This window comes from Peribacillus sp. QJM3NY_7, assembly GCF_056173225.1.
Genome location: NZ_CM149663.1, coordinates 727,262 through 753,915, shown reverse-complemented (window position 1 = coordinate 753,915; position 26,654 = coordinate 727,262). Strand labels below are relative to the sequence as shown.

The following is a 26,654-nucleotide window of genomic DNA, read 5'->3' as shown; positions in this document are numbered from 1 at the left end:
ATACTCTCTTCCCTTCTCATCTTTACTATAGGCCCAGATTCTTAGCGATGATTTTCTTCATGATTTCATTTGTGCCGGCATAGATGCTTGCTACCGGAACATCCCGATACCTTCTGGCAATTTTGTATTCCTCCATATATCCATAGCCGCCATGGAGCTGCATGCATTCAATGGATATTTTTCTGGCAGTCTCCGTCAAACGCCATTTCGCCATCGAAACTTCCGTTACAACCTGTTCACCAGCCATATGTTTGGTGATCAATTGATCTAGAAAAGCACGCCCCATTTTTATCTCCGTAGCCATTTCCGCGATTTTGAATTGAGTATTTTGAAACTGACTTACAGACTTTCCGAACGCTTCCCTGCCCTTCACATACTCAATCGTATCGGCCAGCATATCCTCAGACGCGGTTTGAGCACAAATTGCCACCACAAGGCGTTCCTGCTGCAGTTTTTCCATTAAATAAATAAACCCCTTGCCTTCTTCACCAAGCAGGTTTTCCTTTGGAACACGGCAATCCTCGAAGATTAGTTCTGCTGTATCCTGACTGTGCAAGCCAAGTTTCTTCAGTTTTCTCCCCCTGGAAAATCCGGGTGTATCCCTTTCGACCACGACTAAGCTAACGCCTTTATGTTTCGGAACGGCGCTGGGATCCGTTTTACAGGCAACAATGATCAAATCCGAATGAATGCCATTTGTGATGAATGTCTTTTGACCATTTAATATGTAATGATCTCCATCCAAAATGGCAGTCGTTTTAATATTGGCCAAATCCGAACCTGTACCAGGCTCTGTCATGGCAATGGCAGTAATGATTTCCCCTGTCGTACATTTTCGAAGCCAGCGCTGTTTCTGCGACTCATTTCCGTAGGCGGAAATATACGGTACGGTGATATCACTGTGAAGTCCGAAACCAATGAACCCAGAACCAACTCTTTCCAATTCTTCATTAATGATAACGGCAAAGCCCCAATCTACCCCGGAACCCCCATAATCTTCTTCAAGGTCCGGACATAAAAAACCCTGTTCCCCCATTTTCACCCAAAAAGACCGGGGAATGATCCTCTCTTCTTCCCAACGTTCATAGTGGGGAACTGCTTCTTTCTCTAAAAACTTTCGGAAGGACATACGGAAAATTTCATGTTCTTCACTTAGGTACGGATGCTTCATCTGTTTTATCTCCTCTCCATTCCTTTGTCGGAGGCTCTTTTTCTAGATTTACAATGGTTTGATTGACAACTTACCTTGGTGACATTCTAATGGCCCCATCCAGTCTGATTGTTTCCCCATTCAGCATTGGATTCGTTATGATGCTTTCCGTTAGTTTAGCGTACTCTTCTGGATACCCGAGCCTTGATGGGAATGGCACGGTTTTCCCTAATGACGTCCTGGCTTCTTCAGGTAATGAATCGAACATCGGTGTATGGAATAGACCCGGTGCAATCGATACGACACGTATCCCTTTGATGGCAAGCTCCCTTGCGATTGGCAGAGTCATACCGACAATCCCTCCCTTGGAGGCACTATATGCGGCTTGTCCGATTTGTCCTTCAAAGGCAGCGACCGAAGCTGTATTGATGATGACTCCACGCTCCCCCTCTTGATTCGGTTCATTTTCGACCATTTTTTCAGCCGCAAGCCGGATTACGTTAAATGTACCGACCAAATTGATTTGCACGACTTTTGAGAACGCTTTCAATTCATGTATGCCTTTCCTGCCTATGACCTTCTCTGCAATGGCAATGCCTGCACAGTTGATGACAGTATTGATGCTGCCGAATTTTTTTAATCCTTCATCCAATGCTACAGATACGCTATCTTCACTAGTTACATCCGTTTTAATAAACAGGACCGAATCGCCCAACTCCTGAGCCATTTTATCGCCATTTTCTTCCGAGAGGTCGAATATGACCGCTTTTCCACCTTTTTTATTGATGTTTCTTACTGTCGCCGCTCCCAGACCTGAAGCCCCGCCTGTCACAACTGCAATGGTTTCTTGAATTTCCAAATTCTCACCCCATCTGTTTCTAGAATATATATTCATCTTTCACTATCATCAAAACCTATTTTCAAGATTAATTTCACCGCTTGCCTGTTTTATCGTTCATTTTCAACTCAAGAAGGGTTTCGGTAAAGCCTTTGATTACCTGTTCAAAATCCTGCTTCAACCCATCCAGCTCTTTAATTCGTTCATTAAGTTCGTTTAACTTCTGTCCTGCAGTTTCAATCGTTTTTTCCAATTGCTTAATGCCTGTCCTATCCTTATCGAATAAAAGGACTATATCCTTTATTTCCACTAACGAAAAACCATACTTCTTACCGCGCATTATGATTTTGAGCTGTGCATATTCTTTCTTTCCATAAACTCTTTTTCCCGTTTCGGTACGCATTGGCCTAAGCATACCCAGTTCCTCATAATAACGGAGGGTCCTTGTCGTCAATTCGAATTCTTTTGCTAACTCAGAAATGGTGTACATGTTAAAACCACACTTTGCAAAGGGATTATTTACCTTTATTCTAACATTAACGTTAACGTAAACTTCAATGAAATATTCACAAAATTTATAATATATGAATCTGCATGGAAGATTTATATTGATATACTACGGGTATATTCTTTTTATAGAAGGGAATGATCGATCAATGCTATGTTCAAAAATATTAGTTGCTTATGATGAATCTGAGTTGGCACTAAAGTCTTTAGAAAAAGCGATTGAATTAGCAAAACTGGATCCCGCTATCGAAATCCAGGTGCTTCACGCTGTTACACTGCCAATCAAGCCAAATATATATGGCAGTGCTTTTCAGGAAATTGAAGAATCCATGCTTAAGCATGGCAAGGAAGTGATTAAAAAAGCGGAAGCCCTTTTATCCGAAATCCCGAATGCATCCCAACCATTTGTCGTAGAAGGTTCAGCCATCACGACTTTATTGGAACATGCAAAATCCGAGAATTGTGACCTTATTATCATGGGCAGCCGCGGATTGAGCGGCTTCAAGGAATTCCTGGGCAGCGTGAGCCACTATATCGTTCAACATTCTCCAGTTCCTGTCTTGTTGGTCAAATGAAATTTACGGCAGATATGGCCAGCCCCTTCATAGGCTGGGTTCCCCTTTGGAATCCAGCTTATTTATGCGTGCATGAACTCCAAACTTATCATGTTTTACAAACACTTCCGTTTACGGGTAAAATGAAACTAATTTCAAACGAGGATAACAGGTGACGCAATGGATATTAAACATTTGCAATACTTTATAGAGGTTGCCAATTTCAATAGCTTCACTCGGGCTGCCGATCATTTATTCATTACACAGCCGACCATCAGCAAGATGATTAAAAACCTGGAAACCGAGCTAGGTGTTGAGCTTTTTGATCGTTCACGTAAGCAACTGATCTTGACCGATGCAGGCAGGGTTGTCTTAGACCAGGCAAAATTGATCGATAAGGCCTTTCACAATTTAGAAACGGAAATGGACAATTTATTAGGTTTAAAAAAGGGACATATACGCATCGGGCTGCCGCCGATCATCGACGCTTCTTTCTTCCCCCGAATTCTTAGCCGTTTTCACCAGGACTATCCCAATATCACCTTTCAATTAGTGGAGGATGGTTCAAAGAAAATAGAAGAATCCGTCCAAAATGATTTAATCGATATAGGCGTAATAGTCCTGCCAACCAACAACGCGCTTTTTCACCATTTTGCTTTTTTGGAAGAAGACATCAACTTGATAGTTCATCCCTCCCATCCCCATGCTTGTGGGGAAGAAATTGATTTGGCCGACTTGGAAAATGAATCTTTCATCTTATTTAATAAAGATTACGTCCTTCGAGATCTCATCGTTTCATCCTGTAATGAAGCTGGTTTTACTCCACATATCGTAACTGAAAGCTCACGCTGGGACTTTATTGAGGAAATGGTTTACTGTAAACTTGGCGTTGCTCTGTTACCGGAAAGCTTATGCCGTCATGATGAACGCGTAAAGACAATCAAGGTTAGAAACCCCTCCATTAGCTGGAATTTAGGATTTATATGGAGTAAGGACCATTACCTTTCATACGCTGCAAAAGAATGGCTGAAATATACTAGGGAAGCATTGTCCCATAAGTAGTGGATTATCAAGCAAGATTGATGAAAGCACTATCATAGATTTGGGTTATGCACGCGATAACATCTAACCATTTTACAATGAGTTACGGCGGGGGTAGACTAGTATGAGTAAAAAGCACGTTGAATGCTGATGGATTCCATATGTTCTAAAAAGGAGATATTCATGATCACTTTATCTAATGTCGATGAGTTACAGGCATCAGAAGCAGCTCTGGAGAAAATTAAATATTCATACCCCGAATTATTTAATAAACTGCTCCATGTCGTTGCCTTAACACGGGCTCTCCAATTTAAATATCAATTTATGGGCACATTAATCATGGATGAAAACCCTAACGAATACACCCCTGAATTCGTTATGCCCTCCGTTATCGAATTATATATTGAGGAAGTTCAAAAGTTAAAGGATGATCCGAATATCCAGGTATTACTTCAGACCTTCTCCCAAAGTAAAAATATTGGATATGCAAAAATCAGTATGCTTGTGCTCGGTAAAAGCCCTGAATCGCTTTTAGGAGCTTCATGCATAAAATGAAGCCCCCTGATATGCCCCGAAAAAAAACCTCCCATATGGAAGGTTTTTTTCTTTACGTGTAATTAAAGGACTTTACTCAAAAAGGCTTTAGTTCTTTCCTGCTGGGGATTATTAAAAATCTCACTAGGAATATTTTCTTCAATAATATAACCTTCGTCCATGAAGATCACGCGATCTCCAACTTCTTTTGCAAATCCCATCTCATGGGTCACAACTACCATGGTCATGCCTTCCTTGGCCAGTTGCTTCATGACCTCAAGGACTTCACCGACCATTTCCGGATCCAGGGCGGAAGTGGGCTCGTCGAATAGCATGATTTTGGGTTCCATCGCCAACGCCCTGGCAATTGCGACGCGTTGCTTTTGTCCACCTGATAATGAATCCGGATATGCGTTCGCTTTCTCTGCAAGTCCCACTTTCTTAAGCAGTTCCATCCCTCTTTGGGAAGCCTGCTCTTTGGATATCTTACGGACCTTTATAGGCGCCAGCATTATATTCTCAAGAACAGTCTTATGCGGAAATAAGTTAAAATGCTGAAATACCATGCCAACTTCCGTCCGGACTTTATTGATATTGACCTTCTTGTCTGTCGTATCAAGCCCTTCAATGAAAATATGGCCTCCCGTAATCGTTTCAAGTTGATTGATGCATCTGAGAAAAGTGGATTTACCCGATCCAGAAGGACCAATTACCACGACTACTTCCCGAGGGGAAACGATTGCATTGATATTTTTCAATACATCATTTTCGCCAAATGACTTCTTTAGATTCTCCACCTTTATCATTCTGTTTTCAACCTTCTTTCGAGTCTATTTAATACGAAACTTAAAATGAGGGTCAGGAATAGATAGATGAAGGCACAAGCCAAGTATGGCTCCCACACTTTAAAGTACTGACTCCCCATCGCTTTCCCCCAGTACATTAATTCCGGGGCAGCAATGACACAAAGCAGGGATGAATCCTTCAATAATACGATGAATTCATTTCCTAACGGTGGAATCATTCGTTTGAAAGCTTGTGGCAATACAACATGTATCATTGTTTGGGCATGGGTCATCCCTAATGAACGCGCCCCTTCCATTTGCCCTTTATCGATGGATTGAATGCCCGCCCGGAATATTTCTGCGATATACGCGGCTGCATTTAACGATAAAGCAATGACACCGGCGGTTACTGCATTCGTTTCCCCGGTAAAAAAGGGCACGATTCCAAAATGGATTAAAAAGATTTGAACTAAAAGCGGTGTTCCGCGAAAAACCGTGACATAACCGTAAAATGGAAAGGCAAGCACCTTGTTTTTCATGATTTTCCCTAAACCGATCAATAACCCCAAAAAGGTTCCGATCAGGATGGAGGAAACCGAAAGCCCAATAGTAAGCAATGTCCCTTTTAATAAGAAAGGAGCATACTCAAAAATAATATCCCAGCGAAAACTCATTTCGTTCCCCTCCTAAAGGCCAAAAAAACTGCGTAACTTCACACGTAAAGTTACGCAATCTTTTACTATCCATTTGTTTTATTGTTGTGCTTTCAACGTTTCAATATCTGGTTCAGTACCAAACCACTCTTTATAAATTTCTGCATATTTCCCATTTTCATAAATTGCATTAACGGCTTTATCGAACTCCGATTTCAATTCACTGCCTTTTGGGAACATAAGACCATAAAACTCCTCATTGAAACTTTTGCTGTCTTCAACGACTTTCAGTTTTTGATCGGGGTTATTTTTCACATATTCTTCAACAACCGTATTATCAGCTACGACAGCCGATGCTCCGCCTTTCAGTAATTCCTGAATGGCCAGGTTATTATTTTCGAATTTTTTAATATCCTTGTGATTCTTTCCAAGGAGTTTCTCTACCGCTTCCTGTCCAGTAGTACCGGTCTGAACGGCAATGACTTTTCCTTTCAATTCATCTCCAGATTTTATATCACTATCCTCAGGAACGAGAATTTTGTTTGTGGATAAGAAATACGGAACCGAGAAGTCATAAGATTGTTTTCTTTCGTCATTCACTGTAATCGCAGATATGGCGACATCCGCTCTCTTACCTTCGATTTCAACAAAAATCGGATCCCAGCCAACACTTTCCAATTTAACTTCATATCCCGCTTCTTTTGCAACGGCATTGATGAAATCAACATCGAATCCTACAATCTTATCGCCTTCAAGATATTCAAATGGAGCATAGTTGGCGTCAGTCACGATCCTGAGTGTTTTCCCATTAGACTCTTCTTCTTTACCAGTTGTCGAGACTTCCTTATCCTTCCCGCATCCTGTCATGACTAGTAACAAAGAAGCAACCATGGCAAACACTAAAAAAGAAACCTTTTTCAAAATAATCCCCTCTTCTCTCTCGTAAACTCTCTTTTTTTTAAAAAAACAGATAAATCTAACTTTAGAGAACTTTCAGTATATTCTTTTAAGAATATTATACGTTTATTTGTTTTTTTATGCAATAAAAAGTCGATAAATAACTTTAGTAAAATAAAATTTTAATCAATTAACTCGGTAAATTAAAAACGCAACGGTGCTCTAATGGGGAAAAAGGCAACTTTCTCCCCTTCACTCGAATTAATGGATATTATATTGAAATCAGATAGTGCCACCGTTCAAAAGGTTTAAGGAACAAAAATAAGCAGCGGCCATATTAGCGGCCGCTGCTCAAATGATTATTATGGTACTTCCGTGTTCCCCTCTTCAATATCCAACATATCCAACAGGAAGATGAAGATCGGTATTCCGATGATCAATCCCCATATCCCAAGGAAATGCTCGGAAAACAATAGAATGATGAAGGTGAAAAATGTTGGAAGATTCGTTTTTGCCGACATGAATTTCGGATTTAAAATATAGCTTTCAATTGAATGGATCACAACAACCATGATTAATACAGCAATCACTTTGGGCATGCCGCCGATACTATAGGCAATCATGCTAAGCGGGATGAGGGAGATGATGACCCCTGCAACCGGGATCAAACCAAGGAAGAAAATCATGATCCCTAGGCCGAGTAACTGCGGGAAGCCAAGAATCCATAAGAAAGTTACAGATAGGACAGCATTCGTAATGGCTATCAAGAACTGGACCTCGATCACCTTTCCGAATGAATTGATGAATTTGACGCCAAAGTGGCTTAAGTTTATAAAAAAAGACTTGAATTTGGCACGCTTGAATTTAGAAGTGAAGCGAATGATCTTATCTTTTTCCAATAAGAAAAATAGACTGAGCAACATGGAAATGAAAATTTGAAATGCCAGTTTACCGAAATCGGATATATAAAGATAGAGTGTATTCATCTGTGTTTGAAGATCGAGCGGAGACTTCAGCTCGTTCATTACATTAATGGCATATTGAATGACCCTGCTATCTGGTGGATGTTGAAAGAAGAAAACGATCTGTGTCACTAATTCCGTGAATTGCAGCGTAATGACCGGTAAATATTTATAAAGAACGATGGCTAAACAAGAAATGACGACTGCATATAAAAAGCTTATAACAACCTTGGAGTTGATATGCATCACTTTATTCAGCCGAATCATGATAATTTGCTCCAGCCTTCCCATCAAGAAAGTGAAAACAAATGTGAATAACACGATATTAACCATACTTCCGATGCTAATTAAAAAGAGGACTAACACAATTAATGTAATTAACCTTGAAAAACCTTCGCTTTGCAAATACTCTTTTACCACTTACCTATCTCCTAACTACCATTCTGCCGTGATAATTCCTTTACCTTTCATTTTACACGTAATTGAGGAATTCTACTACAATTACCTTCCATTGACAACAAAATTATTTGAATGATCAGTAAGGCCCATGATGCAGACGTATTTAAAGACCTTTTTCGGAAATTCGACCATTACTTTCACAGCCATTTCTGCATGAAAAAACATCTGACAAATCGGCAGATGCCTGACCTTGGACAAACTCAATGAAAATCGAGTATGTCTAAGGTTTTTTATTGGTTTGTACTATTTGGACGTTGATTTCCGCTCCAGGCACTCGCTTTCCGCGGGCGGTCGGGGAGCCTCCTCGGCTTGCGCCTGTGGGGTCTCCCCTAGACACGCTTTTCTAAGCAGGATTCTCGTACCTTTCACTTCAATCAACTCTGTTCTTAAATTTAGAAAGAACCTACCTATGGAGTTGAAGGTGTTGTTTTGGGGCAAATGATTCGGGAACTTCTTTTGATGAAAGTACGTTATGTTTTCCGACCCCCATTTGCCTCCGCTTTGGCTTGTACGATTCGAACGTTGATTTATGCTGGCACTCGCTGCGGGCGGTCGCGGAGCCTCCTCGGCTTGCGCCTGCGGGGTCTTCCCCTAGACGCGCTTTTCTAAGCAGGATTCTCGTACCTTTTGCTCCAATCAACTCTGAATAAAATTTAGATAGAACCATACCTATGGAATTGAAGGTGTTACTTTGGGTCAATTGGTTCGGGAACTTCAATGAAAGATATGTTTTCCGGGCCCCCTTCTATCTACAAACAAAAGCTGAGGCTATGGCCTCAGCTTTGTTATGGCTGTACAATTTGGGCGTTGATTTCCGCTCCAGGCACACACTTTCCATGAGCGGTCGCGGAGCCTCCCCGGCTTGCGCCTGCGGTATCTTCCCCTAGACGCGCTTTTCTAAGCAGGATTCTCGTACCTTCCTCCTTTTTGAAACTCAGCATCTGCTAAATGGACAGATGCTAATCTTCATCCTTCACATCGATATCTTCGGGGATGGGTTCGTTATAATAATCCGCTAAATCCTTCTTATATTTCTCCATCTGTTCAAGATGCATATTAAACTGATCTTTAAAAATCAAATGCTGCTCACCATCATGAACGGTGCGAATTTTATTTTGAATGATCAAACCTTCTATATAAGATTCCGGCATCGATAGATATTCCGCAGTCTCTTTTACTGTCAAGTACATGCCTTCACCCCTTTTCCCCTCTAACTATACTAGATATGAGGCATTATTTGAAGCGCTTGATTTTTAAATGAAAATCCCTTACATGCCAAGGAAAGGACGATACCCGATTCAGGGTATTGTCCTGCAACCTCACGATATTAATCAATTTCCGCCAATGGAACATTTTAGATAAAATAACTCACAATCCCTTCCATTAACATGTAAAATAATGTTAAAGTAATATATCCATAGATTAAGAGGAGTGGACAAAAATGACCTTCTTTTATGTCATTCTTGCGGCAATTTTTGCTGTTTTACTTGTCAATTTCGTTAAAGGGCTAAGTGAACCGGCTAAAATGGAACGCTATCAAAATGAATTCCGTAAATACCGTGAAGAAACTTTAGATCTTCATGCAACTGAAGTCGTTTCAGAAGCATTGATAGAAAAGCTTAATAAAGCACTGGATTTCGATTATATGGAAAAGGTCAATACTGAATTCCGCCTGAAGCATCCACGGTACTCACAGTTAAAGGTCAATCAGGCCTGGCGTGAATTGAAACGCTATTTGATTATGGCTGCAGTGTTTGGAAAAGTTGAAATGTTTAATTCAGTCATCGATGAGTTATGGCATATCATGCTGAACTATAGTCAGGAATATGATGAGTTTTGCCAGGTTTTCATCGGTAGGACCATTCAGCACCATCCTCATTCAAAACCTGTTTTCAAACCCGATGAGCGCACTCTTTTTGATTTTTACTATGTACAGCTATTTACGGTGGACTCCCATTCCATTCAAAAATGGGGCAAATTTTTCAAACATGATAAAGGGCTAACACTTCTCCGTGATTTTGAAACGTTGGAGCTGGAGCAGTTAAAAGAGAAATATATGAGGAAACCGACCAGTTTACAGGCGGAACGGACCTTTGAAGCCTTCACTTCACAATTTAAAGAAAATCGCACCATGACAGAATTGAATTGGCGGAAAACGTACGATCAGACTGACTACGCAGCTCCTGCCTATTTCACTTATGCAAGCACCGATGATTTTGACAGCGAATTTAAAGATATATTCGGGAATGAACCGAACACAGTTTCCTCCGGATCCGGCCATGCCGATCATGGTGGCCATACCGGTTCCCATGACAGCAGTTCTGATTCCTCTTCCAGCTGTTCTTCATGCAGTTCTTGTTCATCTTGAGCTTTTCGCTTGGAGAAATCCAAGCGTTTTTGTATACACTAGCATTAGATGAACTGATTGATTGTGCTTAGTTTTTCACTCAATTTTAAAAGGAGTTACAACTGATATGCATGATAATGAGATACGAAAATTCAGGCCAGTTTTTGTATATGCAAATTTGGAAAGCAAAAAAAAATTAGTACAAGGTTTAACTGAAGATCGAGTGAAATTGATTCAAGAACTGGAAAAATACAGAAATGTCCTATCACCATTTTTAATTAATGTTTTGCAAACTAATTTAGATCAGTGGGAAATAGAAATTCATGATTGGCAAGAAGAAATTAATAAAATAGAAGCAGAGAAAGAGAGCTTTTAAGTGCTCTCGGTTTACAGGCAAAAGGGGTTCGGAATTTATAAATTCCGAACCCCTTTGAATTTTCGTCCAAGGTTTTGAGCTTGGGTATCTGACGCAATCCATTTCCTTCTTCATTAATTCCACCGATTGAACCAATTCTTGATCCTTTGTTTATTTTTCTCAAGAACCTCCTTCGATGTCCGGTTGTCTTTTTGTTTTTTCCATTCAAAGAAAGATGCAATTCCGATAAGCAGCCCTCCGCCGATGATTAAATACAGCCACCATGGCATCTCGCTCCACATCGAATTGGTATTCATATAGACATTGAATAAAATCGTCCCAGTTCCAGCGATGAAATAGGATTTGTATTTCATCATGAATCCAAAGAGCATTGCTGCCAATGACACGGTTCCGATAATGAGGGCATCATATAAGGTGTTTCCTGCCATTGCATCAATGATCAGGGCTAAAAACAATAGGAAAACAATGCCGCTTTCGATATATTGTGTGATTTTGCCTTTAACAAATATTTTCCTCAGCAGAGTGGTGCTGACAATGAACAGCGGCAGAATATTCACCTCCTCCTCAAATACAGGAGGGATCGTGAGCTGATCGACAATGACCCAATACGGATATAGGCTGAACAAAATCGCTGCTGCCATCTGGAATTTTCTTTCCAACATGCCTGTCGTCGTGCTTCTCATCAAAATGAAATAGGCCGGAATCAGAAGTGCCGCGATGATTTCCAAAATGAAATGTGTCGGTCCCCCCGTCAAAACATCCATGTTCATGGCAATAAGAAACAGCAGACCATAGACTCTGTAAAAATCCAATTGAAGTCCTGCCCCGCCTTTATCAAGCAAGCCTTTAAAGTATTTCTTGCTTAGCAAGACCATTATGGCCGTACATCCAAGAAGGACTGCCGTTCCAACGAAAGGCTGTAATGTGTCCGCGTAAATGATGATGATCCAATACGGATACAAACTGAGAACTCCCGTCAGCCAAACGTAGATGCCCTTTTCTTTTACATCCTTTGAGAAACTTCCAATCAAGATGAAGTAAACCGTAATCAAGAGCGAGACGAAAACCTGAAGTAACTGGCTTGATGTTTCAGTTGCTAGGATTCCCCTATTCATGGCCAGTAAAAACAGCAGGCCATATATCCTGTATGCATCGAAGGTAATTCCTGTTTCTTCCTTTTTGATTAAACCATCGAAATAACGCCAGCTTAAAAGCAGCATCCCTGACATACAGCCAAAAAAGAATAGCAAGCCCATTACAACAGATAAGCTGTCGGCATAGCCAACTATGATCAGGAAGGGATACAGACTGACTAGTGCAGCAATATTGGAATAGATCTTCCTTTCTAGCTTTTCCGCTGTCAAGCTTCTCAGGAAAATGAAATAAGCGGTTAACAGCAGCGATACAAAGACTTGGAGTAACTGATGTTTAGTATCATTAAAAATTTCTGCATTCATATCGATCAAAAAGAATAAACCATAAATCCTGAAAGGATCAAAGCTGATGATGCCTGATCCGCTTTTCTTGAGTAATCCGCTGGAATACAGCCTGCTTAACAACAACATTCCTGCCATACAGCCAAAAAGAACAGCCAAACTCATGACGATTGGGAGTGTATGGGCATAATCTATGATATTGATGAACGGGAAAAGGCCGATGATTGCAGCTATTCCCAAGTAAATGCTTTTTTCTTTCTTATAGATTGTGAATCTTCCTATCAGGATGAAGTAGCTAGGCAACAGCAGGGAAACAAAAATCCCCAAAATCACAGAATCTGAGTCACTCGTAAACACTTCCAGATTCAGAGTACATAGATATAGCAAGCCAAAAATCCGATAATAATCAATGACTCTCTTCGTTCCCTCTTGGTTGAGCAATCCTTTGAAAAGGCGTCTGCTAGCCATCATCATCACAACCATACATACAAGCAATACGATAAACGCCATAACCAGAGACAATGTATTTACATACAAATTATAGAAGATGAACGCCAGGCTTAGAGGAGCGGCAACATAGTTCCGCCAATTCCTTTGCATGAGCAGATACCAGGCAAACAAGAGCTGTACAGTCATCACTCCTACCCAGACTAACTCGCGGTTAAGTGGAAAGTCCCGGATCGCCGTTTCCAAAATGGATATGCTTATCCCTAAATGAATGAATGGAATAAGGTAATACTCCATGATGCCTTTCCAATTCTTATTGGATAACCCCCATAGAATGGTTATGAGTCCTGCTGTAATCATCATGCATATTGATGTAATGAATACTATTTGCTCGAAGTTTACCACAAATAAATGGACCTGTAGGAAAAGGGTCGAAAACCCTAGGTAAGTAAAAACGTATTTTTCCCATTTCACATGTGCCCTTAAAGCACTCAAAATATAAATCAAGAGTTGTGCAACATATAGGAACGGAGAACTTTCCGTATGGATGATGAGCAAATAGCCAACGGGAATCGCCAGTAAATTGGCAAGGTGACTCGTATATTGGAAGTACAATTTCCCATTTTTTGAATATTTCCCAAGCCATTCTCCTAATAGGAAAAAGATAATGGGGCCGAGCAACACGAACGCAATCCTCAGCTCCATTGAAGCAAAATCAAAAACATCGTAGAGTGAGGCATATAGGCTGGCACTTGTAATCACGACAGGCACCCAGAATATTTGCTTCCGATGTATATGGACGGACCAGCTGTTTATTGCAGTAGCTACGGCAATCACTCCGCTTGCCTCCAAAGGATTCATTGAATCGAAGGGAATCGAAATCAAGGAAAGGAAGGAAAGAATCTGTCCGTTATACGCAAAAACTGGAAACAATTTATGGTATCCCTTTTTAAATGTGTAAGCTGCACCGATGGAAATCAGTGAAACACCCATTAAATAGACGCTGAGCGGGATATTTGATTGGACCCAACCTCCGCTTTCCAGCAAATATGGATAGAAAGCAACCAAAGCCAGTATGAAAGTGATCGGAAATCCGTATATGGCGTTTTCCTTCATATGCTTTGATTCGTCTTTTATATAGGTGATGAAGAAAAGCCCAGAAATCATGGCGAGCTCTGCACTAACAGCAAGCCAAGCCATTTCGCTAAATTTACTGGTCAGTATCACTAGCATGATCATTGGGGAGATAAGTAAGATACTCTTCTTAAATAGGCTGTACCTTGGGTGACGGTTATATAGATATACTCCAAGATATTGAATGACCTGAACAACAAATAACAGATTTAAAATGGTAGAAAAAGAGATTGGCAAGGCAAAGAAAAGATATAGGAACGCTAAGTCGAAAACAACAACAGCCGGGTACGTGAAGCTTGAATTTCCCGAATGAAGGGAAACATAAGCAAGCTGGGCGGATACTAACATGAGCGCGATGAATATTTGCGCATAGTTATCCTGGTACACCATCGCGTTACTATATAAGAAAACGATCCCGCTCTCAATCAAACTGGTAATCATGAAGTTCTTCGAAAGGTTAGTCCTTTTGGCTTTAGCCAGATATTTCGATAGCATAGTAAAAATGATTGGTACAAATGCAAATGCAATGGTCATGTACTCACTTAAAAACGAGTTATAAACAAGATGGATATATCCATACGTGAAAACGGCGCTAAAAGCCATTTCATAATATTTTTTTTGGAATTTGACCGAAAAAATCAAAAACAAAACAGAAAAGACCATCAACGTTAGTGAATACACCAAGTTGCTTGAAAATAACGTCAGGATCACAAAGGCTTCCACGATGAGCTTAAACTGGATGAATTGAAAAATGAATGGTTTGAATAGCGTTAAGGCTTTTTGATTTTTCAATTGCTCCATATTCCATACTAGTATTAAATTAAGAATGCCAATCGCCAAAAACATCCACTCGATAGTTGGCGTCACAAAAGCCACCCCGAAATAGCAGGTAATGGCAAAAGTGAATATTGAAATGAAAATGAATGTTTTTGACTTGAAGTAGTCAGCAATCTTACAATAAATGGCTAAGCAAAGTAATCCCCCAAGAAACCCCAGAAGCCCCCGCCCATCACCATTAAGTGAAAGGTACTCTCCAAAAATCCGATAATATGAAGCTGATAATATCGTAATCGGAATGAACAGCCCCGCTAGCGTCAGGAATGCAAAAGCGGTTTGTTTAATTTTCAGTTTTGACGCGATGAAGGCCATCCCTGCAAAAGTGACGGAAACCATTCCAATGAAGAGAACTTTCAAGACCGCATTCAGATCCCCCCATGAAGTGGTTGCTAAAATCAACCCGCCAAACAGAAGCAATATGACCCCAGTGAGCAGGATGACAGAAATATTCCGTTCCCTGATTTGTTCAGGTGTTTTCTTCGGCTTTGCCGGTTTTACCGGTTTTACCGGTTTCTCCCGCTTGATGGCCTGCTTTTGAATAACCGGTTTCCTATCATTGATCTCCTTGACAGGTTCAAGTCTCTCCTCGAAACCAGATTCAGTAGGCGCTTCATTCAATCCACTGGATTCCCGTAATTGGAATGAAGATTCTTCGATCAGGCTATCCTGAATCCTCTTATCGGCACTTTCACCGATTATCGTTTCAGTTCCATGGATGGATTTCTTCTTTTCTTGCTCTAAGCGCTTTTTTTTATGGAGGGCTAATTGGAAATGCCGATTGTAAGCCCTGCTAATCCGGATATATTCTGATTTAGGGATGAGCCGCCTTTCCCATAAAACATCCAGCTCTTCTTGGAAAATACGCTTCCTTCTTTCTAATGTCATTTCTTCGTTTGAAGAGTCATTCATTCCAAGCTTCCCCTTCCTTCAAATAGACCTTCTATCATCTTATGTATAATCTCTTTTCGATAATAACAAAGTTTTTCCATTTTTAAAATATTTAGGATAATGCACCAAGGGTGTTCCTGCTGACTCAAAAAAAAGAATGACTTCCATTGAAGCCATTCAACATCCTTATATTGATTTTCCTTTATCCTCGCTCCTGATGATGAATAAATAAACGATCATCGAAATGAAAATCGAGGCGGCCGCCGTGATATAGATGCTCCTATATCCGAAGAGGAAGCCAATCTGCCCGAACACGATGGCACCTATGCCCACTCCAAGATCGAAAAATGAAAAGTATGTGGCATTCGCCATCGCCTTCCGATTGGGTGCCGTCTTTTCAATCGACCATGCCTGCAGTGCCGGCTGAACAGAACCGAATCCAAATCCATAAAGCACTGCCGCAATGTAAAGTACTGCTTCACTCGGCATCCATGCAAGCAGCAGCATTCCAGCCATGATGAGTACCGTTGAAGGCACGAATACGGCTCGATGTCCCCTTCTGTCATATAGTCGGCCCGCGAATAATCTCGTGACCATAAGGGCCATTGCATATACTAAAAAGTACCACTGAATTCCAGCTACACCTTTTTCCGCTGTATACAGAGGAAGGAAGGTTGCAATTCCACCAAATGTAACGGAGATGAAGAAAATGAGCAAAGATGGCTGAAGGGCACTTTTTTCATAAATATCAAACCTTTTGGCTCTGACAGCCGCCGAAGGATCACTTTCCACTTTTTGATACCGAATAAGTGATGCTGCAATGATGGCAAGCAATCCTAATAAAGAGCAGATTAAAAACAACTCTTGGAACGGAAGTACCGTAACTAGGAAAAGACCCAATGATGGCCCGAATGCCAGTGCTAAGTTACCCGATAATCCGTAATACCCCATCCCCTCACCCCGCCGTTTCGCAGGGATTATATCGGAAGCAATCGTTCCTGAAGCCGTTGAAGAAAATCCCCAGCCGACGCCCTGTACAATCCGCATCATGAATAACAAGCCGATGCTCCCCATGAAACCGAAGGAACCCACTGACAATGCAAAAATGGCTAACCCAGCAAGAAAAACGATGCGCCTTCCTTTCGTCTCCAATAATCTTCCGGCAATTGGCCGGACAAGCAAGGCCGAAAAAGTGAAGATTCCAAGGACAGCCCCCACAAGACGATCATCACCGCCAAGCTGTTCCACAAACAACGGGAGGGTCGGCATCGTCATTTGAAAACCCATGAAGATGCACATATTTGCCAAACAGATCATGATGAAATCACGTGTCCAGATTTTATCAGTCCCTCTTACCCGTTCATCCGCTAAGGTTTCCCTCATATTCCTTCACCTTCTAATTATAATAGTCATTGCCAGTTTACTAAAATTGGTTAAAATAAGCGAATGATTTATTTCGTGTACCTAAATATATATATATAAATAAAAGCCCAATATGACATAGGGCTCCCCCTTTAACATTCATGATCATTTCCGTCCACTTACCTTCCGTATGCGAACCAATAATTTAGATTCTCCATGCTGTAATGCATTAAACCATTGCCTCTATTCATCCGTAACGGCTCTTAGCTGAAACGCATCCCTCCAGCATAATGGATTTTCCTTACATTCAAATTTTCATAAAACATCCCCTGAAACAACCATTCTGCAAGTGAAGGATGGTTCTACACCCTATCTTATTAAATTCCAAAAACATCTAAAAGGAAAAACTTTAAATGTTTTTCCTTATCTCCTTAAGAAAAGGGGATGCATAACTGAAAAAAGCCGATCCCAATTGGATCGGCTTTTCATGCTTCACGACTATTTCGTTATCTCGATTTTCCCATTATTCGTTTCCAATTTAACTAGATTTTCACCTTTGCCAATGACAGTATCGCCCTCATACTTACCAAGGATATCCACTCTCCCATTGTCAACATGTACATCGAAAGTTGTATTCGTCGGTTCATTCTCCGTTTTGATCATGATTTTACCATTATTACTTTCGAGTTCGATCTCCCTATCCAAGTCTTTCGTGACTAATGTGATTTTACCGTTATTCGATGAACCAACTAGTTTTCCTTCCACATTATTAAGCTCTACTTTTCCATTAGCAGATTTCACTTCAACTTTTTCGGTTATTATATCATTTAATTCTACCCGGCCATTTTGAGATTTCACATTTAGATTTTCACTTTTCAATCCTGTTATTTGCAATTTTCCATTATCGGATTCGGCGACAAAGGATTTATAAGATTCATCAGGCACATACACCTTTAAATGTAAGGATTGAATATGAAAACCAAAGCTAAACGTACGTCGATCCTTTAATTGTACCGAAAGCTTCTTCCCTTCCACATCTGCAGTGAAATCCAACTTGGAAACATCCATCCCTTTTGAAACCAACTCTATCCTGGTCTCCTTATCCTTCGTTGGCACGATCTCTACAGCTGCATTGTCAGCGTCGATCTGAATGTCCGTCACGATTTCCGAAATCGTTTTTTCCTCTGTAGTCGTTTCCTTATTCGTCATTTGGGAAAACGTAAACAGACTTCCTATTACCCCGATCAATAACAATACAAGTGCAATGATCGATAATTTTTTTACATTAATCATTTTTCAAACCGCCTTTCACAAGGGAAGCGTTAAATTTTAAATAGCGAATGAATCCTTTAGTTAAAGCACTCGTAGCGACAAACATTCCCATGGCAATGAAAATGCCAATCCCGCATAGTCCCAATGCGAAGAAAAGATCGAATAATTGAAAGTTACCTAACACAAGGTTAAACAGAGCGCCCAGCGGAGCAAGAATGAACGCTATCGCCGAAACCCACCCTGCAATGACAACTCCGATCAAGGCTATAAATGGTCCCAAAACGATTACCAAATTAAAGAATCCCAAACCAATGACTGCCCAAACTGCCCGCATAACATTACCTGCAGAAGTCGTTTGTTCTACCAGACCAAGATGATAGGTTGCCATCAGTTCCTTGGAAATCTGTTTAGGATTCCCAAGGGATTTGGAGATTTCCTGCTCTGACTTCCCTTCTTCCATTCCAATTTCGAAATACTCTTCGTAATCTTGAAGGATATCTTCCCGTTCCTCTAAGGAAAGTCTGGTTAAAGAGGCATTCAATTGTTTTAAAAATTGTTCTTTATTCATTGGTTCACACCTTCCTTGATTAATTGGTTGACCCCATTGGAAAATTCATTCCATTCCATCAGCAGTTCTTGAAGGTATCTCCGTCCTTTTTCGGTTAATGTATAATATTTGCGCGGAGGCCCTTCTGTTGATTCTTGCAAATATGTCGTAAAATACTCTTCCTTCGTCAATCGTCTTAAAAGTGGATATACCGACCCTTCCGATATTTCAATTTGATCCGAAATCTTCTGTACAAGTTCATACCCATAGCGATCCTGCTTATCCAGTAACACCAGAACACACAGTTCCAGGACACCTTTCTTAAATTGTACATTCATAGCACCTTCACTCCTTTCAAAAGTTTTTCAGTATAGTTCAATAAACAGTACTGAACACAGAACAATACATCTTATGTGAATAATTTACCACATGGTACTGTTCATTGCAAGGTACTATAAATATTTTTATGTCTTACACGCATTCCAATAAAGGTAGAAGAAAATCAGCATTATATTCAAAGCTGCAAGAGAATACGATGTATAATAGTAAAATGTGGAAGGAGGAGTTACTTTGGCCAACAAAGCAATAACAAAGAAGCAATTCGATTTTCTTGAACATGAATTTAATTACCTTGAAAAGGAAGGAGTCATCTCCCGGCAAGAGAAAGTGAGGATGTTAGGTTCCTATGATGTAAAAGGCAATTTGAACTTCATCACGATTCTATTATCCATTGGGGCACTTCTTTTAGGTTTAGGCGTATTGACCTTCGTAGCCAGCAACTGGATCTATTTAAGTAAAGCGGTTAAATTCCTGCTTATCATTGCATGCCTACTCGGAGTGAACTTTGCTGGCGTGAAGGTGCAGGCTCGCTTTCCCAAAACGTCACGAAGTCTGCATTATGCAGGTATCCTGATCTTTGGTGCAGGGATATTTCTAGTCGAGCAGATGTTTAACATTAGCATCAATTTCAACAATTCCTTTTTATTATGGGCGATTGGAACGGTATTCATTGGATACTATTTGAAGGATGTTTTCATCCTCCTTTTTACATCTTTCCTGCTTTTCATTTATTTGAACGGAAGTATATTCGTTGATGAAACATCTTATCCGCTTGCCATTCTTGTGTTTCTACCGGCTTTATACATTCTGTTAAAGAAATTCGATTACCCTAATTATCTGACCTTTTTCATTAACGCTTTAGCCATCAATACAATTGCCTTATTTCTTATGGAATTCGTGCCGAAACTAGGGTTTGAAAATTCGAATACGATTGTCCTTTCCATCTTGTTTGTACTGGGTATCGTGCTTGCCTATATTCCGGTAAGAGCCAAATTACAAAACATCACACACATACAAGGGCATATCTTACATGGTTTAACCGCACTCTTCCTTACCTTTGATTTTTCAATCTGGTTTCCTATAGCTTATTTCGTTTTTCTGCTTTATCTGATTCTAAAAGGCAGTTTGACCAGCATCGTAATAATATGTGCACTGATTTTCAGATATTACATCTACTCCTTTGACTTCCTGCCAAAATCGCTTACATTCATCATCGGTGGAATCATGCTCATCGGTTTTGGCTTCTTCTTTGAAAACCAACGAAAAAAAGGAGGGGAACTCAATGAGTAATCCATCATTCCGGCCACTCATCGTATTTTCCATTCCAGTCTTGATTTTGTTAATCTTGGCATTTCCTGCGGTCTGGACAACAATGACAGGAGATGTAATCAAAATCAAAACAGCCCCGGTCGACCCGACTGATTTGTTTAGGGGAAGCTATGTGGCTTTGAAATACGAAATTGAATCAGTAAAGCCGTCGCAAGTCGATGACTCGATTAAAACCGAGTTCAATATAAGGAATATGGGTGATTATAAAAAGGTATATGTACGTTTAAAACAAAATAAGGATGGACTATATGTTGTCGATTACGTAACGAAAGAAAAACCCGGCGAAGGCGTGTACCTAAAAGGGGAACTGGAAGTCCCTTATGACCTGCAAAATGCTAAAACCATTCAGATCAGATACGGTCTGGACAATTATTTCGCATCCGAAGAAAAGGCAAAGGAAATGGAGAAGGAAGCATTGGCCAATCCTTCAGTGGCCGTCGTAAAAGTTCGTAATGGCCATGTTGTTTTAACCGATATCATCATTGAATGAATGGCCCCCGGATATGACTAGCAAAAAGAGCATCGGTTTTTCGATGCTCTTTTGTTTTCTGGACTATTATCATGTGGAATTCAGATTGTTACTTAATGACCCGTTTTGCCCCTATATATTTTTCTTTCCAATATTCATCACTCATTTTGACCACTTTGACCCCTTTGGTGGTGGTCCCGACAAATGTGCCATTTCCATAATAGATTCCTACAAAAGAGACCTGCCCTTTCTTACCTGTCGCATAGAAGACCAAATCGCCCGCTTTCAAATCTTTTTGCTTCACGGCCTTTCCGGTTTTATACTGGTCCGCACTCGTTCTTGGAATCTTCATTTCTGTGGCGGCATTTTTATATACATATTGGGTAAGACCGCTAGCATCAAACCCTTTAGGGGTCGTCCCCCCATATTTATATTTGCTTCCCACCTGCTTCTTTGCCAAAGCGGCAACTTCATCACCATAATTGATAGAGGCTGAAGCATTAGCCGGACTGAATATGAATGCCGTCAATAATGCCCCTACTAAAACTATGGCTGCAAACCATTTTGAAACTGGTAAACGATAACTCATCCTTTTTCCTCCCCAAACTGAAAATGAACCACAATTTTAAATGTATGTTACATTTCGGTTTTTAGACCAAATCATTTTCGGCGACCGTCATCCCTGCAAAAAAAATAACCAGATAACGCCGTTGTCTAGCTAATACGGTGCTATCTGGTATACTCTACTTTTCAGTAGCTGAAAGAATAGTGTCCATTACTTAGGTTCCTTGTATTGTCGTGCATTTTCACTGTCACTTAAACCTTTAGTTGTATGATCGACCACACCGCCGACCCCAAAGAATGTAAGCGCTATGAAGTTAATGATGCCTAAAGCGCCGTTCAATGCATCATCAGTAATGGTAAAGCCTATAGGAGTAATGAAATTGTTTATGAACGCGGCAACCATCTGCGCCAATATTAAAAGCCCAGGAAGGAGTACAGTGAATATAAACGTAGGGTTCTTAAGACGCACTTTCCAGTTGATCATTGCTTTTCCCCCTCTCTATCCTATTAAGTCCGCTTCATGAAGATTGTCGCGGACCTGCTATATTTTATGCGGCTTGTCCTTCTTACGTTCGGAAATTCCATTCATAATCTATCACGCTAGTTTCCCATAAACATAAAAAAAGCCCATCAGAGGATGGACCTTCAAAGTAGTTCTTAAAAACACTAGAGAGCGCCTCACTTTAACAAGTAAGTAACAGCTTCCTCGAGCTCTATATACTCCTCGGTGTGCTCGTGATCGAACGTTCTTAAAATCTGAATATATTAAATGCTAGATTTTTCACACTCCATTTTTTCCTGCAAAAACACTCTGATCCGTTCGGCAGCTTCAGTCAATCTCTCGGCCGGCTGGACCAAGGCCATCCGGACATACCCTTCACCCTGCTTCCCAAAAGCATCGCCTGGAACGACCGTTACCCCTGCTTTTTCAATCAATGCATAGGCAAAATCCCGTGATTTCCAGCCAGCAGGAATTTGAGCCCAAATAAACATCGTAGCTGATGTTTTCGGTACATGCCATCCCCCTTCCGCAAGACCTGAAATCAAGGCATCACGTCGGGACTGGTATTCCTTAACCTGTTCGGATAGCAGCGAAAGATTGGAAGTTAGCGCCATTTCGGCAGCTTTTTGAATAGGATAAAAAACCCCATAATCGATGTGTGATTTCAGCGTTCCCAGGATGTTCAGCGCCTCTTGATTGCCCACTGCATACCCAATGCGACAGCCGGCCATATTAAAAGTTTTGGAAAGCGAGTTAAATTCAATCCCCACTTCCTTTGCACCAGGAATGGACATAAAACTAATTTGCGGATGATCATCAAAAATCAATTCCGAATAAGCAAAATCGTGAACCACCATTATTTCATTCTTTTTCGCAAACGATATAACGTCCGAAAAGAAAGTCTCATCAGCAAGGGCCGTGACAGGATTTCCTGGATAACTGATGATCATCATTTTCGTCTTTTTCAGTATTTCATCCGGAATTTCGTTGAGCTGCGGCAGGAATCCATTTTCGGCAGTAAGCGGCATCGGATGAATGATTCCGCCGGCAAGTTCCACACTCGCTTCATAAATTGGATATCCCGGATCTGGCACCAGCACATAATCTCCAGGGTTTATCATCGCCGTTGCCAAGTGTGCAAGGCCATCCTGTGACCCCATCAGTTGGAGGACTTCCCTTTCTGCATCCAGCTCCACTCCATAGCGCATCCGATAAAAATAACGGACTGCCTCATGGAATTCAGGCGTGCCTTTTAACGTATACCCGTAGGAATTGCGATCCTGCGTATACTTCACAAGCGTATCCACTACAAAGTCAGGCGGTGGTAGATCCGGACTTCCAACACTCAAATCGATAACATCCAGCCCCCGTTTCATTGCATCCTGCTTGCGGGCCGCCAACTCTGAAAATATCCCTGTTGTGAATCTTCCGACTTTTTCAGATGGAGTCATATTCATTCTGTCTTTCCCCTCCATTAATGATTTTCTATCTATCATTATAGCAATCTTTCACGAGTATTTTAAGACTTCATCAGTATCTGTTCGAGAGCCTCATCAAGATGATCGAATTTAAATGCATACCCCGCCTTTTCCAATCTCTCAGGTATGACCCACCGGCTTTTTAATATCAATTCCGTTTCGTTCCCATAAGGAAAGCCCCGATTTCAAGCATGGGAGTTGGACAGGGAAGTCTATTCGAATATTCATGAGCTTTCTCAAATGAGCCATCAATTCACGATTTGTAACTGGATGCAGCGATGAACAGTTGAACACCCCGCTCAGCTCCTGATTCTTTCTTAGAAAATGGACCACTGAATTTCTGATTTCCTGACCTTTATGGCCTTAACCAAATTCCTATATGGGGTCATCACTCCCCCATCTCGCATATAACCAACCACTTTCGTTTATGAGTTAATAGTATGAATAATAATGAGCGCCTTCTATGTGAAGTAATTCACATAAATCATACCATGTTATTACATTAAATGGTAGCAACTCCTGCCGCTGTGCAATAAATGGTGAACTTGTCCAAGCAAAAGGGAAAATTACACATAAATTAGTAATGTGGAAATTTATAAAACAAAGGGGATGATTTCAGTGTCAAACAAAAAGCTAAGAAGAGCTGTTAATTCTGGAACTGGTAATTCCGGAACTGGCAATAGCAGCCTTAGGTCTGCCTTGAGAAGAGTCTTACAAAATTTATTAAACAATAATAGAGGTACTTCAATTAAGGAACCTACTTCCATCAAGCAACCCACTTCTGTCAAGGAATTTGAAAATTAGAAGGTTGCTTTTTTGAGATTAACATGGAATCCCTTTGGACTATCTAAAGGGATTCCGTGTTATGTATTTACATGTACCAGCTATATATGTCTAGTGAATAACTGTTATATATCTAATAGAGATAAAGGAGAAGTTATGATGTATTTTTTTCGAGACTGGAAACCTAAAAAGGATATAAAGAAATTAACGGATATCACCGTAAAAAATTTTCGGGTCTCTTCCGATAAAGTGAATGAAATTCTGCAAAAGTCACACAAGGTACTTGTAATTTGTAATGATAAAGGTAAAGTAGTGGGATTCATTTGTTATAATCTTTATTTATATAAAGTGGCTCATATTAATTATGTAGTCATTGACAAAAAATATAGAGGAAAGGGAATTCTGCAAGCCCTTTTACCCGAATTGGTAGAATATGTGAGAAATAAAGGAATCCTTGTAGTGTCCGGTTTCGTGAACAAAAATAACCATGAGGCATTGCAAAAGTTTAGAGCCCTTGGTTTTAAACCGATTTTTATTTATCATGATGACATTCTAATTGAATCACTGATTTAAGAAGGTTCTCTTGAAGCTTATAGCGTAAATTAGAAGAAAGATCGATCAAAATACATTCTGTTTCACCCCCTATTAACTGGAATTTCATTCCTGATACCAATACAAATAAGCGGGAATAGGATTATAGGGATATATGAATTCCCTGTTCCTCCATGCAATGAATAACTAGGGAAGGAAAGCCTGTAAATTCTACACGGATTCATAGGCATTTTCCCTGTAGTCTCTTCAACATTACTTATAATCTAACTTCACTCTCCGATGCTTCTTTTTCATGCAACATTTCATATATTCAAGGCAATTCTATTAAAAAAAACAGTTTGCAACGTTTGTCATTCCTAGGCTTGATCGTAGAGTTCCCATTAAAAAGGTCAACCAGTAAACACTAGTGAACCTATCATATGTTTATCTTTTTGAATAAAACTGGAGCGGAACTATATTGGAAGGAATCGCCATAATTCATTACCCTAGTCATAATATTTTTCTATATTTTCAAAATAAACCCATTCCTGTATAGTGAGTGTATACCTTCTAAAAGGGGAGATATAATGAAATCGATAGAACTAATCATCTTAAATCTGGAAGAGGTTAGAAGAAGAAACATTAAACTATGGACTTCAATACCTAAAGGCACACTCCATTGGAAACCGGACGACAAGGCAATGAGCTGTTTAGAAATGGTTAGACATGTCCTTGATAGTGAGCATTATTATCATTTATCCATTAAAAATCAAGGCAGCTTACCAGTTTATGAATCACCATATGAAAAACAGCCGCTTATCTCCGTGGAAGCGGAATTAAACTTTGCTGAACCATACAGGCGTGATTTTTTGGAAACAATCATGTCCTTCAGCGAAGACGACTTATCTACTATTAAAATTGATCGATCTGATGTAGGATATATCAGGGATTTAGGAGACATGTTGCTAAGAATCGCTTATCATGAGTCTGTACATACTGGTCAATTATTGGACTATTTAAGAACTGCTGGAGTCCCTAGAATAAGCGTTTGGGATTAATCAAATCATTTTCAAAGGTGTTTCATCATCCTGAAGCACCACACTGTAGGCAACTCGATGAAAATCGTGTTTGTCTGCAGTTTTTTTATTGCTTGTACGATTTGGATGTTGATTTCTGCTTCAGGCACTCGCTTTCCGCGGGCGGTCGGCCCTCGGCTTAAGCCTGCGGGGTCTCCCCCAGACACGCTTTTCCCGCAGGAGTCTCGTACCTTCCGCACCAAGCAACTTTGTATTAGCATTTAGTTAGAAACCATACCCGGGAGTTGAAGGTTGGTTTGAGAACATCATTTGATCAAAGATATGTTTTCCGCCTACAAGCTGCGGGGACCGGTCTGCATGGCCTGCAGTTTTTTTGCTGGTACGATTTGGATGGTGATTTCCGCTTCAGGCACTCTTTATTGTTTTAAATGGAAGTATTTAAACTTGTGGTGATGAGGATGCTTGCTAAGCATGATACTAGAGATCAACTTGATATGTTTACTTTAAATCAACTGTTGCCGCAGATGCAGCTTATACATCTCATGATGCTCCACCATAATCAAACAATCCAATTATCTTCAAGAAAATGTTTCATG

General features: G+C 40.4%; 26 protein-coding genes. 9 read left to right on the top strand and 17 right to left on the bottom strand.

Translation table 11 applies throughout. The features are described 5' to 3' along the window. Window positions 1–25: 25 nt before the first annotated feature. The 3 genes from AC0VX1_RS03535 to AC0VX1_RS03525 all read right to left on the bottom strand — a co-directional run bounded on the left by AC0VX1_RS03535 (window position 26) and on the right by AC0VX1_RS03525 (window position 2,478). Complete coding sequence (locus AC0VX1_RS03535; protein ID WP_057278711.1) at window positions 26–1,171, bottom strand: acyl-CoA dehydrogenase family protein; 1,146 nt, start codon at window positions 1,169–1,171, stop codon at window positions 26–28. 70 nt (window positions 1,172–1,241) lie between these two features. Continuing rightward, window positions 1,242–2,009, bottom strand: coding sequence for a 3-hydroxyacyl-CoA dehydrogenase (locus AC0VX1_RS03530; RefSeq protein ID WP_475469906.1), 768 nt, complete (start codon window positions 2,007–2,009; stop codon window positions 1,242–1,244). A 73-nt stretch (window positions 2,010–2,082) separates the two neighbouring features. After that, entirely contained in the window at window positions 2,083–2,478 is a 396-nt protein-coding gene (locus AC0VX1_RS03525) for a MerR family transcriptional regulator (RefSeq protein WP_098187153.1), read from the bottom strand. A 118-nt stretch (window positions 2,479–2,596) separates the two neighbouring features. Here AC0VX1_RS03525 and AC0VX1_RS03520 point away from each other — a divergent pair, with 118 nt between their 5' ends. From AC0VX1_RS03520 to AC0VX1_RS03510, 3 genes are all read left to right on the top strand, one after another. Continuing rightward, window positions 2,597–3,070, top strand: a complete 474-nt coding sequence (locus AC0VX1_RS03520) for a universal stress protein (protein WP_475469904.1) — start codon at window positions 2,597–2,599, stop codon at window positions 3,068–3,070. A gap of 159 nt (window positions 3,071–3,229) precedes the next feature. Next, window positions 3,230–4,111: a cidABC operon transcriptional activator CidR gene (gene cidR / locus AC0VX1_RS03515; protein ID WP_328176573.1), complete on the top strand. Its 882-nt coding sequence runs from the start codon at window positions 3,230–3,232 to the stop codon at window positions 4,109–4,111. Window positions 4,112–4,273: 162 nt separating this feature from the next. Beyond that, a complete protein-coding gene (locus AC0VX1_RS03510; protein ID WP_034305408.1) occupies window positions 4,274–4,645 on the top strand; it encodes a hypothetical protein in 372 nt (123 codons plus the stop codon). 62 nt (window positions 4,646–4,707) lie between these two features. On the opposite strand, the gene AC0VX1_RS03505 is transcribed toward AC0VX1_RS03510, so the two are convergent. From AC0VX1_RS03505 to AC0VX1_RS03485, 5 genes are all read right to left on the bottom strand, one after another. Further along, the gene (locus tag AC0VX1_RS03505; protein WP_048685484.1) at window positions 4,708–5,430 is read right to left on the bottom strand and encodes an amino acid ABC transporter ATP-binding protein; all 723 of its coding nucleotides are present in this window, start codon (window positions 5,428–5,430) and stop codon (window positions 4,708–4,710) included. After that, window positions 5,427–6,083, bottom strand: a complete 657-nt coding sequence (locus AC0VX1_RS03500; RefSeq protein WP_054397812.1) for an amino acid ABC transporter permease — start codon at window positions 6,081–6,083, stop codon at window positions 5,427–5,429. The genes AC0VX1_RS03505 and AC0VX1_RS03500 overlap by 4 nt, the downstream gene beginning before the upstream one ends. Before the next feature lie 78 nt (window positions 6,084–6,161). Further along, window positions 6,162–6,983, bottom strand: coding sequence for a basic amino acid ABC transporter substrate-binding protein (locus AC0VX1_RS03495; protein WP_413009713.1), 822 nt, complete (start codon window positions 6,981–6,983; stop codon window positions 6,162–6,164). 338 nt (window positions 6,984–7,321) lie between these two features. Continuing rightward, window positions 7,322–8,341, bottom strand: coding sequence for an AI-2E family transporter (locus tag AC0VX1_RS03490; protein WP_413009711.1), 1,020 nt, complete (start codon window positions 8,339–8,341; stop codon window positions 7,322–7,324). Between the two features lie 998 nt (window positions 8,342–9,339). Then, the gene (locus AC0VX1_RS03485) at window positions 9,340–9,570 is read right to left on the bottom strand and encodes an excisionase family DNA-binding protein (protein ID WP_034305425.1); all 231 of its coding nucleotides are present in this window, start codon (window positions 9,568–9,570) and stop codon (window positions 9,340–9,342) included. A gap of 251 nt (window positions 9,571–9,821) precedes the next feature. Here AC0VX1_RS03485 and AC0VX1_RS03480 point away from each other — a divergent pair, with 251 nt between their 5' ends. Both AC0VX1_RS03480 and AC0VX1_RS03475 read left to right on the top strand, forming a co-directional pair. After that, window positions 9,822–10,748, top strand: a complete 927-nt coding sequence (locus tag AC0VX1_RS03480) for a glycine-rich domain-containing protein (RefSeq protein WP_475469899.1) — start codon at window positions 9,822–9,824, stop codon at window positions 10,746–10,748. Between the two features lie 106 nt (window positions 10,749–10,854). Next, on the top strand, window positions 10,855–11,103 hold the full coding sequence (locus tag AC0VX1_RS03475) for a hypothetical protein (RefSeq protein WP_413023125.1): 249 nt from the start codon (window positions 10,855–10,857) through the stop codon (window positions 11,101–11,103). A gap of 113 nt (window positions 11,104–11,216) precedes the next feature. On the opposite strand, the gene AC0VX1_RS03470 is transcribed toward AC0VX1_RS03475, so the two are convergent. The 5 genes from AC0VX1_RS03470 to AC0VX1_RS03450 form a co-directional block, all read right to left on the bottom strand. Next, window positions 11,217–15,866 carry a hypothetical protein gene (locus AC0VX1_RS03470; RefSeq protein ID WP_475469897.1) on the bottom strand — a complete coding sequence of 1,550 codons (4,650 nt, stop codon included), beginning with the start codon at window positions 15,864–15,866 and terminating at the stop codon, window positions 11,217–11,219. Window positions 15,867–16,031: 165 nt separating this feature from the next. After that, a complete protein-coding gene (locus AC0VX1_RS03465) occupies window positions 16,032–17,228 on the bottom strand; it encodes an MFS transporter (RefSeq protein WP_475469895.1) in 1,197 nt (398 codons plus the stop codon). 477 nt (window positions 17,229–17,705) lie between these two features. Beyond that, window positions 17,706–18,500: a DUF4097 family beta strand repeat-containing protein gene (locus AC0VX1_RS03460; protein ID WP_063595111.1), complete on the bottom strand. Its 795-nt coding sequence runs from the start codon at window positions 18,498–18,500 to the stop codon at window positions 17,706–17,708. Next, window positions 18,493–19,047, bottom strand: coding sequence for an HAAS signaling domain-containing protein (locus AC0VX1_RS03455; protein WP_475469893.1), 555 nt, complete (start codon window positions 19,045–19,047; stop codon window positions 18,493–18,495). The genes AC0VX1_RS03460 and AC0VX1_RS03455 overlap by 8 nt, the downstream gene beginning before the upstream one ends. After that, entirely contained in the window at window positions 19,044–19,364 is a 321-nt protein-coding gene (locus AC0VX1_RS03450) for a PadR family transcriptional regulator (RefSeq protein ID WP_034305446.1), read from the bottom strand. Before AC0VX1_RS03450 ends, AC0VX1_RS03455 begins: the two co-directional genes overlap by 4 nt. 232 nt (window positions 19,365–19,596) lie before the next feature. On the opposite strand from AC0VX1_RS03450, the gene AC0VX1_RS03445 reads away from it, so the two are divergent. Both AC0VX1_RS03445 and AC0VX1_RS03440 read left to right on the top strand, forming a co-directional pair. Then, window positions 19,597–20,655, top strand: coding sequence for a DUF2157 domain-containing protein (locus AC0VX1_RS03445; RefSeq protein ID WP_475469890.1), 1,059 nt, complete (start codon window positions 19,597–19,599; stop codon window positions 20,653–20,655). Further along, on the top strand, window positions 20,648–21,184 hold the full coding sequence (locus AC0VX1_RS03440) for a GDYXXLXY domain-containing protein (protein ID WP_475469888.1): 537 nt from the start codon (window positions 20,648–20,650) through the stop codon (window positions 21,182–21,184). The genes AC0VX1_RS03445 and AC0VX1_RS03440 overlap by 8 nt, the downstream gene beginning before the upstream one ends. Before the next feature lie 88 nt (window positions 21,185–21,272). Here AC0VX1_RS03440 and AC0VX1_RS03435 read toward each other — a convergent pair whose 3' ends face one another. From AC0VX1_RS03435 to AC0VX1_RS03420, 4 genes are all read right to left on the bottom strand, one after another. After that, window positions 21,273–21,752, bottom strand: a complete 480-nt coding sequence (locus AC0VX1_RS03435) for a C40 family peptidase (protein WP_034305456.1) — start codon at window positions 21,750–21,752, stop codon at window positions 21,273–21,275. Between the two features lie 186 nt (window positions 21,753–21,938). Continuing rightward, window positions 21,939–22,211, bottom strand: coding sequence for a phage holin (locus tag AC0VX1_RS03430; RefSeq protein ID WP_063577356.1), 273 nt, complete (start codon window positions 22,209–22,211; stop codon window positions 21,939–21,941). Window positions 22,212–22,492: 281 nt separating this feature from the next. Next, window positions 22,493–23,686, bottom strand: a complete 1,194-nt coding sequence (locus AC0VX1_RS03425; RefSeq protein ID WP_475469885.1) for an LL-diaminopimelate aminotransferase — start codon at window positions 23,684–23,686, stop codon at window positions 22,493–22,495. Window positions 23,687–23,748: 62 nt separating this feature from the next. Beyond that, the gene (locus AC0VX1_RS03420) at window positions 23,749–23,859 is read right to left on the bottom strand and encodes a DUF1731 domain-containing protein (RefSeq protein ID WP_328176583.1); all 111 of its coding nucleotides are present in this window, start codon (window positions 23,857–23,859) and stop codon (window positions 23,749–23,751) included. A 790-nt stretch (window positions 23,860–24,649) separates the two neighbouring features. Here AC0VX1_RS03420 and AC0VX1_RS03415 point away from each other — a divergent pair. Both AC0VX1_RS03415 and AC0VX1_RS03410 read left to right on the top strand, forming a co-directional pair. After that, window positions 24,650–25,063, top strand: a complete 414-nt coding sequence (locus AC0VX1_RS03415; RefSeq protein WP_475469883.1) for an N-acetyltransferase family protein — start codon at window positions 24,650–24,652, stop codon at window positions 25,061–25,063. A 545-nt stretch (window positions 25,064–25,608) separates the two neighbouring features. Beyond that, window positions 25,609–26,079: a DinB family protein gene (locus AC0VX1_RS03410; RefSeq protein WP_095679880.1), complete on the top strand. Its 471-nt coding sequence runs from the start codon at window positions 25,609–25,611 to the stop codon at window positions 26,077–26,079. Window positions 26,080–26,654 lie beyond the last annotated feature (575 nt).